Source organism: Natronoarchaeum sp. GCM10025703 (genome assembly GCF_042661985.1).
Lineage (GTDB): Archaea > Halobacteriota > Halobacteria > Halobacteriales > Natronoarchaeaceae > Natranaeroarchaeum.
The window spans coordinates 778005-792634 of the sequence record NZ_JBHSZF010000001.1 but is presented as its reverse complement, the minus strand read 5'-3'; the positions used below and the strand labels follow the sequence as shown (position 1 = coordinate 792634).

General features: G+C 64.9%; 13 protein-coding genes and 4 pseudogenes. 9 read left to right on the top strand and 8 right to left on the bottom strand.

Features of this window, described 5'->3' with window-relative positions; all coding sequences use genetic code 11:
- Positions 1–76: 76 nt before the first annotated feature.
- A pseudogene (gene mch, locus ACFQH2_RS04410) lies at positions 77–1008 on the top strand (methenyltetrahydromethanopterin cyclohydrolase).
- 2 nt (positions 1009–1010) lie between these two features.
- Positions 1011–1505: a hypothetical protein gene (locus ACFQH2_RS04405; RefSeq protein WP_377051317.1), complete on the top strand. Its 495-nt coding sequence runs from the start codon at positions 1011–1013 to the stop codon at positions 1503–1505.
- Between the two features lie 9 nt (positions 1506–1514).
- On the opposite strand, the gene ACFQH2_RS04400 is transcribed toward ACFQH2_RS04405, so the two are convergent.
- Together ACFQH2_RS04400 and ACFQH2_RS04395 are read right to left on the bottom strand one after the other, a co-directional pair.
- Positions 1515–2054, bottom strand: a complete 540-nt coding sequence (locus tag ACFQH2_RS04400; protein ID WP_377056999.1) for a magnesium transporter — start codon at positions 2052–2054, stop codon at positions 1515–1517.
- A 56-nt stretch (positions 2055–2110) separates the two neighbouring features.
- The gene (locus ACFQH2_RS04395) at positions 2111–2683 is read right to left on the bottom strand and encodes a magnesium transporter (protein WP_377051315.1); all 573 of its coding nucleotides are present in this window, start codon (positions 2681–2683) and stop codon (positions 2111–2113) included.
- Between the two features lie 97 nt (positions 2684–2780).
- Between ACFQH2_RS04395 and ACFQH2_RS04390 the strand changes: the two genes are divergently transcribed.
- Complete coding sequence (locus tag ACFQH2_RS04390) at positions 2781–3989, top strand: potassium channel family protein (protein WP_377051313.1); 1209 nt, start codon at positions 2781–2783, stop codon at positions 3987–3989.
- Positions 3990–4039: 50 nt separating this feature from the next.
- Here ACFQH2_RS04390 and ACFQH2_RS04385 read toward each other — a convergent pair.
- The 5 genes and pseudogenes from ACFQH2_RS04385 to ACFQH2_RS04365 all read right to left on the bottom strand — a co-directional run bounded on the left by ACFQH2_RS04385 (position 4040) and on the right by ACFQH2_RS04365 (position 8380).
- Positions 4040–5658: pseudogene (locus ACFQH2_RS04385) on the bottom strand (GTPBP1 family GTP-binding protein).
- 106 nt (positions 5659–5764) lie between these two features.
- Positions 5765–6487: a sensor histidine kinase gene (locus ACFQH2_RS04380; protein WP_377076488.1), complete on the bottom strand. Its 723-nt coding sequence runs from the start codon at positions 6485–6487 to the stop codon at positions 5765–5767.
- A gap of 64 nt (positions 6488–6551) precedes the next feature.
- A complete protein-coding gene (locus tag ACFQH2_RS04375; RefSeq protein WP_377076965.1) occupies positions 6552–6665 on the bottom strand; it encodes a DnaJ domain-containing protein in 114 nt (37 codons plus the stop codon).
- A complete protein-coding gene (locus ACFQH2_RS04370) occupies positions 6638–7051 on the bottom strand; it encodes a hypothetical protein (protein WP_377076487.1) in 414 nt (137 codons plus the stop codon). Before ACFQH2_RS04370 ends, ACFQH2_RS04375 begins: the two co-directional genes overlap by 28 nt.
- 24 nt (positions 7052–7075) lie before the next feature.
- Positions 7076–8380: pseudogene (locus tag ACFQH2_RS04365) on the bottom strand (tRNA (N(6)-L-threonylcarbamoyladenosine(37)-C(2))-methylthiotransferase).
- Positions 8381–8528: 148 nt separating this feature from the next.
- Here ACFQH2_RS04365 and ACFQH2_RS04360 point away from each other — a divergent pair.
- Complete coding sequence (locus tag ACFQH2_RS04360) at positions 8529–10484, top strand: PGF-CTERM sorting domain-containing protein (RefSeq protein ID WP_377051303.1); 1956 nt, start codon at positions 8529–8531, stop codon at positions 10482–10484.
- On the opposite strand, the gene deoC is transcribed toward ACFQH2_RS04360, so the two are convergent.
- Entirely contained in the window at positions 10472–11146 is a 675-nt protein-coding gene (gene deoC, locus ACFQH2_RS04355; RefSeq protein WP_377076486.1) for a deoxyribose-phosphate aldolase, read from the bottom strand. The two genes, ACFQH2_RS04360 and deoC, sit on opposite strands and share 13 nt — an antisense overlap.
- An 85-nt stretch (positions 11147–11231) precedes the next feature.
- Between deoC and ACFQH2_RS04350 the strand changes: the two genes are divergently transcribed.
- The 5 genes and pseudogenes from ACFQH2_RS04350 (at position 11232) to ACFQH2_RS04330 (ending at position 14604) form a co-directional block, all read left to right on the top strand.
- Positions 11232–12248, top strand: a complete 1017-nt coding sequence (locus ACFQH2_RS04350) for a ribose 1,5-bisphosphate isomerase (protein WP_377051298.1) — start codon at positions 11232–11234, stop codon at positions 12246–12248.
- A 39-nt stretch (positions 12249–12287) separates the two neighbouring features.
- Positions 12288–13112, top strand: coding sequence for a DUF63 family protein (locus ACFQH2_RS04345; protein WP_377051296.1), 825 nt, complete (start codon positions 12288–12290; stop codon positions 13110–13112).
- A 101-nt stretch (positions 13113–13213) separates the two neighbouring features.
- Positions 13214–14106 (top strand): annotated as a pseudogene (locus ACFQH2_RS04340) (carbohydrate kinase family protein).
- Between the two features lie 187 nt (positions 14107–14293).
- A complete protein-coding gene (locus ACFQH2_RS04335; protein WP_377076485.1) occupies positions 14294–14446 on the top strand; it encodes a hypothetical protein in 153 nt (50 codons plus the stop codon).
- Between the two features lie 5 nt (positions 14447–14451).
- A complete protein-coding gene (locus tag ACFQH2_RS04330) occupies positions 14452–14604 on the top strand; it encodes a hypothetical protein (protein WP_377076484.1) in 153 nt (50 codons plus the stop codon).
- Positions 14605–14630: the final 26 nt, after the last annotated feature.

Genomic DNA, 14630 nt, shown 5'->3' with positions numbered 1-14630 from the left:
GGCCCCACCGCGGTTGCCATGGAAGCCCCCACGGGCGATACCAACAGGTAAAACCGAGGACGAACAACGAGGCGGCATGGAGAGTCTCAACAGAATGGCGATCGAGTTGGTCGACGAGGCCCTCGACTTCGCCGAGGAACTCGATATCGGTGCCCACGAACTGGAGAACGAGGCCACCGTCCTCGATTTCGGCGTCGATTTCGACGGCGGCATCGAGTCCGGCCTCTTGCTTGCGGAGATCCAGACGGCCGGGCTGGCAACCGTCCAGACCCGCATGGACGAGGTCGGCGGCGCACCGATCCCCCACGTAGAACTGGCGACCGACCATCCCGCTCTTGCCCTCCTGTGCTCGCAGAAGGCAGGCTGGGAAGTGACGACGGAGAGCTTCGAGGGACTCGGGAGCGGCCCGGCCCGTGCGCTCGTCGGCGAGGAAGAGGAGTTCAGCCGCGTCGGCTATCACGACGCCTTCGATCTGACGGTGCTGGCGCTCGAAAGCGATCAGCTACCGGACGAGAGCGTCGCCGAGCAGGTGGCCGACATGGCCGACGTCGAGCCAAGCGGCGTCTTCCTGCCGGTGTTCCCGAGCGCCAGCATCGCGGGCAGCGTGACGATGGCCGCCCGGGCCGCCGAACTCGCCGCGTTCCGGCTCTCGGAACTCGGCTACGATCCGCTGGATATCGTCTCGGTCAGCGCGAGCGCACCGGTCGCCCCCATCGCGGAGGACGAACAGGCCGCGATGGCGCGCACCAACGACGCGCTGGCCTACGGCGGGCAGGTCCATCTTACCGTCCGCGAGGAGTTCGACCGCTTCGGCGATATCGCCTCGACGGCAACTGACGAGTACGACAAGCCGTTCGCCCAGATCTTCGAGGAGGTCGACTGGGACTTCTACGAGGTCGAGGACGGCGTCTTCGCACCCGCACAGGTGACTGTGGACGTGCTGGCGGTTCGACGACGGTCTACGGCGAGACTAACGAGGAACTGCTGGCCGAGAGCTTCGGGCTGTAGCCATGTCTGGGGACGCCCGGTTCAAGCCGGTCCCACCGACCCCAGCATCGCTCGACCGCCTCTCCGAGGCGCGAAGCGCGGTCCCGCTCGTCCCGAGCGATAGCGACGACTGCTGTGCCCGACTCCGCCGTGGTCTCGGCCTCGCAGACCGCAATGCCGGGCGGACCTGGCTCGTCTTCTTACGAGCGCTTTCGCTCGTCGACCGGAGCGACCGGGGCTACCGGCGAACCCGCGAGGACGTCAGCACGAACGAACTCGGGCGCCGGTTCCGCGAGCGTGTCGTCGGCGCGGACGACGTGCTCGCCGCCGTGGAGGCCGCCGACGAACCCCTCTCCGTCGATACCGTCTTCGAGCGCGTGCAGGGGACGGTCCCGGCGTGGGAGCGACGGCGTCACGAGGACTGGCGGGCAGTCTGGCGCAACCGGACCGAACGGCTCCTCGAATGGGCGCGACTGTTCGAACTGGTCGAGCGCGTCGACGGAGCGTACGCCCGGTGACGAGGGGGATCACAGAACGAGCGAGACGACGCTAAACAGGATCAGCACGCCGGTAATGTCGGAGACGTTCGTGACGACCGGAATCGTAGTGTCGTCGGGGTCGTAGCCGAGTCTGAACGAGCTATACACCGCAGCGATACTGACGACGACCACGAAGACGGCGAGCAACATCCCGCTCGTCACCGAGATGAACATCACCTTCCAGAGCGCCAGCGTGCCGCCGAGCAACTGCCCGATAGCCCAGGCGCTCAGGCCGAGGACGACGAACACTGTCGCGGCAAGTCCCATCACTGCACCCACGTTCGACCGGATCGCAGGGTTGTCGGGCGTGAACTCCAACGTCCCCAGATGAAGCTCCGTCGAGAGCCGCGAGCACATGATCGAGCCGAGATTGCCCGCCGTCCCGATGGTGACCGGGACCAGGATCAGCAGGGAGGGCGTCGTGAGTAACTGTTCCTCGAACGTCTCGAGAACCGTCCCCGACACCATCTGGAGGATCGACAGGATGGCAAGCAACGGCAGCATCGTCCGGATGATGTGTCCGATCATCCACCCCTCGGGCAACACTGGTTCGGAGCGGTCTGCGGACTCCGTGTCGGGCGAACTCACAGTATCAGCCTCATTAGATAGACGCCGACCAGCAAGAAGAGGACGCCGAAGACGTCACCAACCGTCGTCACCACGGGACCGATCACGTTGTCGGGGTCGAGTCCGCGCCGATAGCCGACGAAGATGACTGTCAGGAGTACGCCAAGCATCGTGACCGCGCTGAGAAAGCCGGCGATCAGCATGATCCCGACGAGTTCGATGAGGCTCCCGGATCGCCCCAGCATCATGAGGACGAGGAAGGCGATGACGGCGATGAACAGCGAAACGGTCATTCCGTTGACGAAGGAGGCCACAATCGCGTTCGTGACACGTTTGTCGCGCGTGAAATACGGCTCGATGAGCCCCTGATGAAGCCCACTGGAGAGGCGCGCGCCGAGCGAGCCGTACACGCCGCCGCGGGTGGCCAGAAAGGCTGGGAGCAGTAACAACAGTCCGGGCACGCTCGCGATTCCCTCGCGCATCGCATCCGTCCCGAGAATCGTCCCCGCAAAGAGTCCGGCGACGAGACTGACGAGGATTACGGGCAGTGATTGTTTGTATACATCGACCGCCGTTTCCTGGCCCGGCATTGTTCCTGACGCTGGCCGTACCTTCATAAAACTGTATAGCGACGAGTACCACGCAAGCGTAACAAACTCTTTACTGGCAGGCCGAGTAGCGCAATCTATGGGACCGAACGAGGGCGACGTCTCGTCGCAATCGATCAAGTACGAACCGGTGAGCGTCAAGGACGTGCTCGTCGAGATGAAAGACACGTCGGAACTGCTCATCGACCTCTCGTACTCCGCCGTGCTCCACCAGAGCCAGGACATCGCCGCCGAGGTTTTGAAACTCGAAGAGAAGATGGACGTGCTCAAGATGCGTGCGCGGATGAGCCTGATGATGGCCGCGCGCAACCCGAGGGACACGGAGATGCTCGCGCCGGTGATGGGCGTGGTCAGCGGTGCCGAGAAGATCAGCAATGCGACGGGCGACATCGCAAAGATCGTCCTCGAAGAGATGGGGCTCCCGGAAGCGATGCGTGCAGCGCTGCCCGAGGCCGTCGAGACGCTCGTGCGCGGGACCGTCGATGCCGACTCCGAGTACGTCGATCGGACGCTCAACGGGATCGATCTGGAGTCCAGGACCGGCGTTCGTGTGATCGCGATCCGCCGCGGAGATGACTGGAACATGAGCCCCGGCCCGACGACGACTATCGAGGCCGGCGACGTGGTGATCATGCGCGGACCCGCACAGTCGATCGAGGACGTCTACGAGATCGCGACCGGCGAGACGTACAGCCAGCCAGCACTCGAAGAACCGGAGGTCGACGACCTCGAACGCGCCGTCGGATCGATCATCCACATGAAGAACCTGAGCGAACTGGCGGTCGATCTGGCCTACGGCAGTATCCTGTTCGACAACGCCGAACTGGCCGAGGAGGTCCACAATCTGGAGATCGAGGTCGACGCCTTGCAGTCCCGCTTCGAGGCGTGGACGCTCCGGGCCGCGAAAGACGCCGAGGACCCGGTATCGCTTCGCGGACTGATCCGACTGGGTATCAGTACCGAGGTGATCAGCGACGCCGCGCTGGAGATCAGTGAGGGCGTCCGCCGCGATATCGACGTCCATCCGGTCGTCGAGGCGGCGATGCAGGAGAGCGACGAGATTCTCGCCCGGGTCACGGTCGAACCGGGGAGCGCGCTCGCGGGGACGCAGATCACCGAGGGCGTCCCGGATACCGACGTGACGATGAGCGTCATCGCGATCAGACGGCCGGACGAGGGGTGGCTGCTCGTCGCGGATGCAGAAGAGACCCTGGAGGCAGGTGACGTACTGATCGCGAAGGGAACCCGAACCGCCGCGGACAAGTTCGGGTCGCTCGCCGCGGCCTGACTCCAGATTCGCGCTGCTCTTGTCGCGTTCTCGCCCGCGATGGGAGCGTTCTATTGTTCCGGCTTGACGTCCGTCACGGTGCCGACACCTTTGCTTCGTCCCTCACGGAACACGAAGCGCTGGCCCTCTTCGATCAGGTACGGCCGGAACTTGAACCGGATGCGTGCGGTGCCGGTATCGCCTGGCAGAAGCGTGCCGCCGTCGGGGTGGAACACGGCGGCCTCGCTGATCGTCTCGACGTGGACGACCGGTTCGTAGCCGTCGTCGATGCTCGTTGGGTGATTGAGCACCATCACCTCGGCGGAGAACTCCCGGATCGGGTCGGGATTGCTCTCCCGTGGCAACAGGGCCATCCCGCGCTCGATCTCGCGTTCCTCGACGCCCTTGAGCGCGATGCCGACGATCCGGCCCGCTTTGGCCTCGTCGACGCGATGGTAGTGCATCTCGATAGAGCGGACCTCCACCTCGCGAAAACTTCCGTCACCCATCGGGCCGAGCAGGAGTTCGTCGCCAGCCTCGACGGTGCCGGACATGATCGTCCCGGAGGCGACCGCGCCGACGCCGGTGACGCTGTAGGTGCGGTCGATATACATCCGGAAATCGCCGTCCTCGCCGGCGGTCTTCGGAAGCCGCTCGAACAGTTCGTCGAGCGTGTCGATGCCGTGTTTGGTCACCGCGCTCGTCGTGACGACCGGAACGACAGTCTCGCTGATCTCGGTGATGGCGGCGTCGATGCCGTGGCGCTCGACCCTGAGCGGGCTCCGGTCGACGTCCCGGAGCATCCGCTCGACCTCGCGTTCGACCTCGGCCAGGCGCTCGTCGGAGACGATATCGGCCTTCGTGATGGCGACCATGGTCGGCAGTTCGGTCGCCAGCAGGACGCCGAGATGCTCGCGTGTCGTCTTCGTCGGGCCGTCGTCGGCCGCGACGGTAAGCAGGCCGTAATCGAGTTTCTGGCCGACGAGCCCGCGAATCGTCGTTCGGAGCCATGGCTCGTGGCCCACCGTGTCGACGAAGGAGACCAGCCGCTCGGACTCCTCGACGATCCGCGCCCGGTCTGTCTTCCGGTTGGGGTTGTCCATCCGCACCGGCCCCTCCTCGTCGAAGCCGTAGACGCCGTAGGAGAGGTCCGCCGAGAGACCCCGCTCGACCTCGTGGGGCTGAACGTCGAGATAGCTTCGCGTTCCCCCTCGCCGTCGTCGGCCTGCCCCGTCACGAGCGATCCGACGAGCGTGCTTTTGCCGTGGTCGACGTGGCCCGCCGTCCCGACGACGATATGGCTGTCGTCGGTGTCGAGGATGGCCCCCTCGCTGATCGTCGCGACGCCGACGAGACCGGTGTCGGCGTCGCCGCTTGGCTCGATACCCCACGTCTGGACCTCGTCGATGTGTGCGCTGGCCTCCTCAGCCAGCAGTGAGAGCACATCCATCGTCTCGGAGAACTCGTCGGGCGAGATTCCCGCGAGTCCGCCGTCGTCGGTGACGCCGACGACGTAGGTCGCCTCGCCGTCTCCCGACAGGACGCGGTGTCGAAGTTGTGCGGCCAGACTCTCTCGCCGGCCGTCGACCAGATGGAGTTCGCGGTTCAACCGCTCTTTGAATTCGACGCTGCCGCCTTCCCGCTCGCCGCGCTCTATTGCCCGTTCGAGCACGGCCCGGTCCGGGCTCATACCGCCTCGTTAGGTGACAGCGAATAAAAGCCTTCGCTGTGCCATGCCATGGCACGATTCGGGGAGAACACCCGATACACGAGCGGGGAGAGAGCGTCTCGCACCTCTACGCGCCCACCGATCTATGTCCGCACATCATCGCGCAGTGTCTGCTGGCTGACATGGTCGACGCCGGTGATATCGACCCGAAGTCCTCCCCCGCACTTTCGGACAGCGAAAGCGACCAGCCGTGAGCCTCAGCGATGGCGCGGGCAATCGTGAGTCCCAGTCCGGGCCGCTGCTGGACCGTCGAGTAGCCCGCCTCGATAACTGCGTCGTACTCGCCATCGGGAACGCCGGGGCCGTCGTCGGCGACAAAAAAGCCCTCCTCGGTAGTGCCGGCGGAGACTGTGGCGTCCGCGGGGCCGTGGCGGACCGCGTTGTCGAACAATCGTTCGAGCAAGCTACGGACCCGGTTCCGGTCAGATTCGATCGGGTCGGCTTCGTCGATGACGAGTTCACCGGCCCCTGGGGAGCACTCGCGCCAGCACGAGTCGACGACTGCGCCGAAATCGGTCGGTCGAGTCTCCTGAACTGGCTGGCCGAGTCGTGCGAGGTCGACGACATCGTCACTGATCGCGCGGATCTCGTCGAGCGCGTCCTCGACGTGCTCGAAGGACTCGTCGTCGCCGTCACTCCGAGCGCGGGCGAGATAGCCGCCCGCGATCGTGAGCGGGTTCTGGAGGTCGTGGCTGACGACGCTTGCGACCTCTTCGATCCGCTCGGACGGCGACAGGTGGCGAGTCGACGGGTCTCCATCCGTTTCAGGTGTCGAGGCGTCCTCGTCCATCTTCCGGAGGGTGTCTCTCCGGGCACATATTCCTTGCTCTCGGATGGGGACGATGCGGGCCGGATTACTGCTCGGTCAGTCGCTCGTAGGCGTTCGTCACGCGTTTGAACTCCTCTTCGTCACCGTCCGCCGTGTCCGGGTGGACGGATTTTACTTTCTCACGGTAGGCCTTCCGGATCTCCGCGTCGTCGGCGTCGGTGCCGAGGTCGAGGATCTGATAGGCCTCCCGAGGGGTCGGGCCCTCGGTACTGGTCGGTGCTCGACGGGTCCAATCGGTTCCGCCGGCGTTTCCTGACGGACCCCGGCGGGCCTCGCGAAACCGTTGTTCGCGTGGTCCAGCGCCGAACCCACCCCGGGGTCCGGTTTGCCCCCGGTGGCCGCACCTTGCCGAACGCGGCGCTCCATCAGACCGGAGACGTGATACCAGATCAGATACGCCGATAGGGCGAACAGGCCAGCAATGAGCAAGAAAAAGAGATTGTAGCGGATCGCGAGAGCCGTCTGGAGGGCTGCCATTAGCCCGAACACGAAGACGAGCGCGTACCCGATCGTCTGGCGGTTCACAGGCGTGTTAGGCCCTCGATCCCCCTAAGCCCCTCGGCTACGGCGGTCCTCGCCCGGACCCCCGCTCGCCGGTACCGGGTGAACCGGATGGGCCAGCGCGTAGACGGTGTTGTGCCCGGTTATCTCGACGGTGGTGAACTCGCCGACAGTGAGACCGTGCTCGCTCGCGTTCTGGACGATGATCTGGCGGTACGCGCCGTCCCGGCACTTCACCGAGTCGTTGGTTCCCTCTTCGACGACGAGCACGTCCCGACGCTCGCCGACCATCGAGTCGTAGGCCTCGCCCACGATCTCGTATTTTAGCTCCGACATCTCCTTCGAGCGTTCCTTTTTGAGCGTGCCGCCGAGACCGTCCATCTCCGCGGCGTCGGTATTCGGTCGCTTGGAAAAGCGGGTGACGTTTACTTTCTCCGGGCGGATCTCCCGGAACAGTTCCATCGTCTGCTCGTAGTCCTCGTCCGTCTCGGTCGGGAAGCCGACGATGAAGTCCGTCGAAAGCGTCCACTCGTCGAGATACTCGTCGAAGGTCTCGACGGTCTCGACGAACTCGCTAACCTGGTGCTGGCGGCGCATATCGCCCAGCACGTCGTTCGACCCGCTCTGGACCGGCGCGTGGATGAAGTTGTACAGTTCGTCGTGCTCGGCGAAGACGGTTCCCAGTTCCTCGCGGATACCGTGAAGCCCCTTCGGGTTGGCCATCCCGACCCGGACCCGGAACTCGCCGTCGATCTCGGTGCAGATCCGTTCCAGCAGGACGTGCAGTTTCCGCTCGCCCTCGTCCCAGCCGTAAACGCCGGTATCCTGGCCGGTGACGCGGATCTCTTTCGCGCCCGCGTGGACGAGCGCCCGCGCCTTTTCGACGTTCTCCTCGACCGGCGGCGAATCGATCTTGCCGGTCGCGTGTTTCGTGATGCAGTACGAGCAGTCGCTCATACAGCCTCTAGCGATCGGTAGGATGCCGATAACGCCGTCGAGCACCGGTTCGGTGCCGACGGTCGTCGTCGGACACTCGCCGTTGCCGACCGCGGTCGGCACGTCGTCCCAGTGGAGGACGCGCGCGTCGATCCCTTCGCTCTCGAACTCCTCTCCCTGGGCGAGGGCCATACAGCCAGTGATGATCAGGTCGGCGGTCTCTGCCTCAGCTCTTCGGCCCGGCGGATCATGTTGCGCTCGGTTTTCTCGACGACCGTGCAGCTGTTCATGATCGCGACGTCCGCGGCTTCGGGACCGTCGACCGGGCGGTGACCCGCGTCCCGCAGTTTCTGCTCGATCGCTCGGCTCACCCCTGTTCGACGTACAACCGTACGTCTCGATGTGGTAGCGGGCCATCTCAGTACCACTGATAGCGTCTCCGACGGCAAAAGCACGACGAAAGCAACCGTCTCACTGCCCCGTCTCAGTATCGTGAGTAACAAGTATTTATAATCAATATAAGAGCCGAAAATATAAATACCGGCCAAAGAGACACTCAGGATGCATGAGCAGAAAATCGTTGACCCTCCAGGGTAACGCGGTAACCGCCGTGTTACTCGTCGCAGTGATGCTTTGCGGGACGGTTGCTGCCGCCGCCCCTGCGGCGGCAGCCGACGCCAGTATCGACAGTCAAGAACTCGATGAGGACGTCGAGCCAGCGGACGAGATTTACGTCGACGAGGACGGCAACGCCGTGCTCGTCTACCAGGACGACGGAGGTAACAACAATATAACTACACTCGACCTCGGGATGCACGTCAGCGAGGGCCTTGCACACACGCTGATCGTCGCCGAACCCGGTCAGGAAGAACTCGACGAGAACGCCACCGGCGGCCTGTCGCTCGTTCTCGAAGAGGACCGATTCTTCGGCGAGGGGAACCTCCAGACGAAAAGCCCTGAAGAAGTCGAAGACCTGAGTCTCGACGTCTACGGCGAGCAGACGTCGGAGAACAGCGAGTTCGATGCAAACCTCGAAGCGGTTGTCGAATCCGGAGAGGAGACACAGGACTTCCAGAGCTTCGAGACGACCGGTGATGCCAGCGTGACGCCGGATACGTTCTCGACGACCGGTAACGTCACGGCCGAGTGGAACACGGTCCAGCCCGGCGAGTTCAGCTACGACGTGAGCGTCTCTGACACCGACAGCGGCTACACGGTCGACGTGACTCAGGACGAGATCGTCAGCCAGTTCCAGACCGGCAGTTGGGAGACCGAAGCCGCCGCGCAGGAAACGCTCGAACAACAGTACGGCATGATCGGTGAGCAGTTCGGCGGCTCCAGCGAGATCACGATCAACAGCTACGACTACACCGAGACCGCCGACGGTGAGGGCGACCTCGACATCAGCTACACCGTCGAGTATGAGAACATCGAGGAGGGCCTCGTTGACCAGATTGCAACCGCCCTCGCGGAGGACCCCGAACTCGACCTCGACCAGAGCGAAGCCGACGCGCTCGCACAGAGCCTCGTCGACGTCGAAGTCGATACGATGGAGTTCGCCGCCGAGCAGTCCGGTTCGACGCTGACCGCCGACTGGAACATCGAACTGAGCAACCTCGAAGGCGCAGTCGACGAGTCGATGACGCTACTCGACACCATCGAGGACGAGGAGCTCGAAGAGCAGATCCAGCAGTTCCAGGACACGGTCGACGCCCAGCAGGCCGCTGATCTGGGCCAGAACTACCAGTGGTCGGCGACCTACGAATCCCAGGATACCGACTACGATCGAGTCGCGCTCTCGCTCAGCGCCGACACTGAAAACTGGAGCGACTACGTCGACGAACTCGAGGACCGCGATATGAACGGGACGGTGGGCGACGTGACGGTCGATCTCAACGCCGAGATCGACGACAACGACGCGCTCGTCGCCGACATGGCCCTCGAAATCGAGCAGGAAGAACTCGTCCAGCAGGCGGTCGATTCCATGATGGAGTCGGCCATGCAGGATCCGAGCACCGGCCCGGAGATGAACCAGTTCCTCACTGATCTCGAAGACTCCGAGTTCGAGATTGCCGCCATGGAAGCCAACGTCGACGGCGAAACCGTCGAGATCGAGGCCGGCGCGAAGTTCAACAACATGGAAGCGCTGACCGACGAGATCGACGCCGCCTTCGGCGGCAACGAAGTGACCCAGATCGCGGGCGCTCTCGAAGACGATGACACGATGGGTGTCCACGTCCGCGTCGACGGTCTCGTCGGTGCGGACGCCGAGAAGAGCGACGTTCGCGCACTCTCCGTCGCCGACGACGAGACGGAGGTCTTCATGAACGGTGACTGGGACCGCGACTTCAACGAGATGGACACCGAGGCCGCCGAGGAGTTCCTCGGTGCACAGTCCGACTCGGGCATGGATGAGGAAGAAGACGCCGAGGAAGGCGACGACTCGCTGCCCGGCTTCGGGCCGCTCGCCGCCGTCCTCTCGCTGCTCGCTGTTGCCCTGTTCGCCCGCTACCGCAACTGATCGCTACTGATCGGCCGAGCGCCGATATTCGGTCGCGATCTTTTTCCGCTACTCGCACCGATCCGTTCAGCGCCGGCCTCGACGAACGCCAGCGCTTCCTCGTAGCTGCCGATCCCGCCGCTTGCTTTGACCGGGAGATACTCGCTCATCGCCTCGACGTCCGGGATCGTCGCCCCCGTTTCACCGTCGACCGGGGCAAAGCCAGTCGAGGTCTTCAGATAGTCGGCGTCCGCCTCGACCACGAGTTCCGAAAGCCGGTCGCGCTCGGCATCGCTCAGAAGCGCCGCCTCGACGATCACCTTCACCGGTACCGTAACGCCGGCAACGATCTCGCTGATTTCCTGACGGACGGCGTCGTCCTCGCCGGCTTTCAGTCGACCGATGTTCGCGACGACATCGATCTCGTCGGCACCGCGTCTGGCCGCAGTAGTCGCCGCCTGGACCTTGCTCTCTGTCGAGGTCTGGCCGTGCGGGAAGCCGACGACGGTGACGAGCCTGACCGATGGCGCGTACTCGGTCGCCTCCGTGACGTAGCAGTGTGGGATACAGGCGTTCATCCCGAACTCCTCGGCCTCGTCGAGGACGCGGTAGACGTCCGAGACGGTCGTTTCCGGGCCGAGTACGGTGTGGTCGATACGCGCAGGAAACTCGGGGTACTCCATACGACAAGTCGGGGGCGAGGGGTCAAAAATCGGTCCGTCGATCCGGCCGGATCGCTTTTGTCACGTGAGAGCGTAGCACGAACTCATGGCCGACGACGAGAGCCGAATCGTCGACGACGTCAGCGCGACGGCAGCGGAGATCGCGGAGATGGAGACCAGGGGTGCGGTAGCGATAGCGACGGCCGCGGCCGACGCCCTTGCGACACAGGCCGCCGAAAGCGACGCCGAGAGCCCCGCCGCGTTTCGTGATGAACTGGCCGCCGCGGGCCAGGAGCTATATGATACCCGGCCGACGGCAGTGAGTCTGGCGAACGCGCTCCGGTACGTGCTTCGCGACCTCGACGACGAGTCGGTCGACACGCTCGAACGGACCGTCCTCGAACGAGCCGCGGCGTTCCGCGAGGAGGTCGAAGCGGCCCAGTCACGCCTCGGCGAGATCGGGGCCAATCGACTGCAGGACGGGGACACGGTGATGACGCACTGTCACTCGACCGACGCGCTGGCCTGCATCGAGGCCGCCGTCGAGGACGGAAAGTCGATCAGCGCCATCGTCAAGGAGACGCGACCGCGCAAGCAGGGCCACATCACTGCCCGCGAACTCCGGGAGATGGGGGTGCCGGTGACGCTGATCGTCGATGGCGCGGCACGGCGGCACCTGTCCGAGGTCGACCACGTCGTCGTGGGCGCGGACAGTATCGCCGCGGACGGTTCCGTCATCAACAAGATCGGTACGAGTGGACTGGCGGTTCTCGCCCGCGAGCAGGGCGCACAGATCATGGTCGCCGCCGCGACGATCAAACTGCATCCGGACACGCTAACGGGCACGACCGTCGAAATCGAACAGCGGGACGAAACGGAGGTGCTGCCCCCGGACGAGCGGGCGGTGATCGAGGAGCGGGAGGCTACAGCGGACGGCGCGCCACTGATCGAGGTCGACAACCCCGCGTTCGACGTGACGCCGCCGCGCTACGTCGACGCCATCGTGACCGAGCGAGGACAGTTCCCGCCCGAGAGCATCGTCACCCTGATGCGCGAACTGTTCGGTGAGACCGTCGAGCGACCGTGGGACGCTCCCTCAGAGATTGTTTCGAAGAGGAAGTAACCGCAAGCTTTTCAGCGGTTCCGGACGCGTGTGGCGTGTATGGTAGTTCCGGAAGGTCTCACGATACCCCCGTTACCGTACCTGTTCGGACTGATCGTCGGGACGGTCGGAGTCGCCGGACTCATCTATTTGCTCCAGCCGGCGGTCACGAACTGGACGGTCGTCGCGTTCGGACCGTGGATGGCGACTGGAGGAGTGCTCCACGGACTGGAACAGATCGGGGCGTATCCGCCAGCGATCACGCCGCTGTTCGAGGCTCCCGGTGCCTACGCAACGATGGCCATCGTCACCGGACTGGCGTGGGCGTTCGCCGAGATCGCTTCGGAGATCCGGCCACACGGCTCCGCGGACCGACGGCTCGGCGTCATCGGCGCTGCCGTCGCGGTCATCGTCGTGGCTCTGGGACTGTATCGGGGTGCCGAGATCGGCACCTTCGAGCCGTTCTGGCCGGTGATCGCGATCGTCGCCTCCGTCGTCGTCGCGGCCGTAGCGTGGATCGTGCTGACCCTCCGCTTCACCGAGTCCGCCGCGGTCACTGGCCCGGCAGGCGCCATTCTGGTCGCCAGCCACGCCTTCGACGGCGTTACGACGGCGGTCGGCTACGACGTCCTCGGCGCGCACGAGCGAACGCCGCTCTCGCGGTACGTCCTGGAGGCTGGCGAGTTGCTTCCGACGGCCGATCTGGTCGGTGCTGGCTGGCTGTTCATCCTCGTCAAGGTCAGTCTCGCAGCGGCTATCGTCGTCCTGTTCCGCGAGTTCGTCAAGGACGACCCAGTGTTCGCTCGACTCATGCTGGCGGTCGTCGCCGCCGTCGGACTCGGTCCCGCGTTCAACAACCTCCTGCTGTTCACGGTCGGCGTCTGAACCGGCGGCACACTTTTTATACTCTCCGGGCGTTCGTACAGGTTACACCGCGGGCCGTGGCCGCACATCCGAGTTCGAACCCGCTCCCGCGGCGATTCCCTATGGTACGAGTACTGAGTGCCGGCCACGTCAACTGGGACGTGACGCTCCGGCTCGACGAACTGCCAGAGCCCGACGGCGAGGCACGCATCCGCTCGCAGTCCAGCGGGGGCGGCGGAAGCGCGGCGAACACGGCCGTCGCGCTGTCGAGTCTCGGCGTCGGCGTCGGCGTCATCGGTAGCGTCGGCGACGACGAAAACGGGCCACTCGTCCGCCACGAACTGGACGAGCAGGGCGTGAATCTGACGGGCCTGCGAGTGGTCGAGGGCAGGACGACGACAGTGAAGTACCTCCTGATCGCCGCGGACGGCTCCGTCGCGGTACTCGGAAACGACGGCTGCAACGAAGCGGTCGCCCCGGAGGACGTCGACGCGGACCGACTCGACGGCGTCGAACACCTGCACCTGACGAGCCAGCGGCCCGAGACGGCGCGACGACTCGCCGAACTCGCCAGAGCAGGGGACGCAACGGTAAGCTTCGATCCCGGAAGGCGGCTTCCCAACCGAGATTTTTCGGCCGCACTCGGACTCGCCGATCTCGTCTTCTGTAACGACCGCGAGGCCAGCGTCGTCGCCGAGCTGAAGCGGATCTGCGAGAGGACTGTACGGCCGTCGTCAAGCGTGGAAGCGAGGGAGCAAGCGCGCTCACGCCAGATGGGACGGTCCATCACGAGGGCTTTGGCGTCGATCCGGTCGACACGAGCGGGGCCGGTGACGCCTTCGCCGCCGGCTTTCTGACGGTCTGGCTCGACGGCGGCGCTCTCGAGCGATGTCTGGCCGTTGGCAACGCCTGTGGCGCGCTCGCGGCGGAACAGCCGGGTGCCAGAACGGCGCCGACGCAGGCGGCTATCGATGCGCTCCTCGACGGCGAGAGTTCCCCGGAGACCGACCGATAGCGAGTCTTCGGGCAAGTTTAATACTGCCCCCCGTTGCTCGGGACATGCTCGGACTCGGCGCACCGTTTCTGACACTCTGGCTCTCGCTGGCTGGCGCACTGCTCGCTGCGACGCTGTTGTTTCCGCTCCTCTATTTCATGCGTGAGGGGCTGACGCCCGCCTACGTGCTGGCGGCGAGACGCCATGGATGGTCGATCGACGAGGTCTCGCAGGGCGGATGGCGTCGGCGTACGCACTCGCCGCGGGCCTGCTCGGCATCGTCTTCGGCGTCGCCTACCTCGGCGTCGCGGCGCTCCCGATCGATTGGCTCATCCCCCGGTCGCCGCCGCGGCGACGGTGACTTCGGTGATGTATTTCCTGTTCACTCGACTCGTGCTCCCCGACGTCGACCTCGACACGGACCGCACACGACTGCTGAAGCTACAGTTACTGGCCACGGCGTTTCTGTACGGTCTGGTCCTGATGGTGCTCGTCCCTACCCTCGCGCTCAGTGCCTGAGCGGCCGGTCGACTACTCGGGCCGGA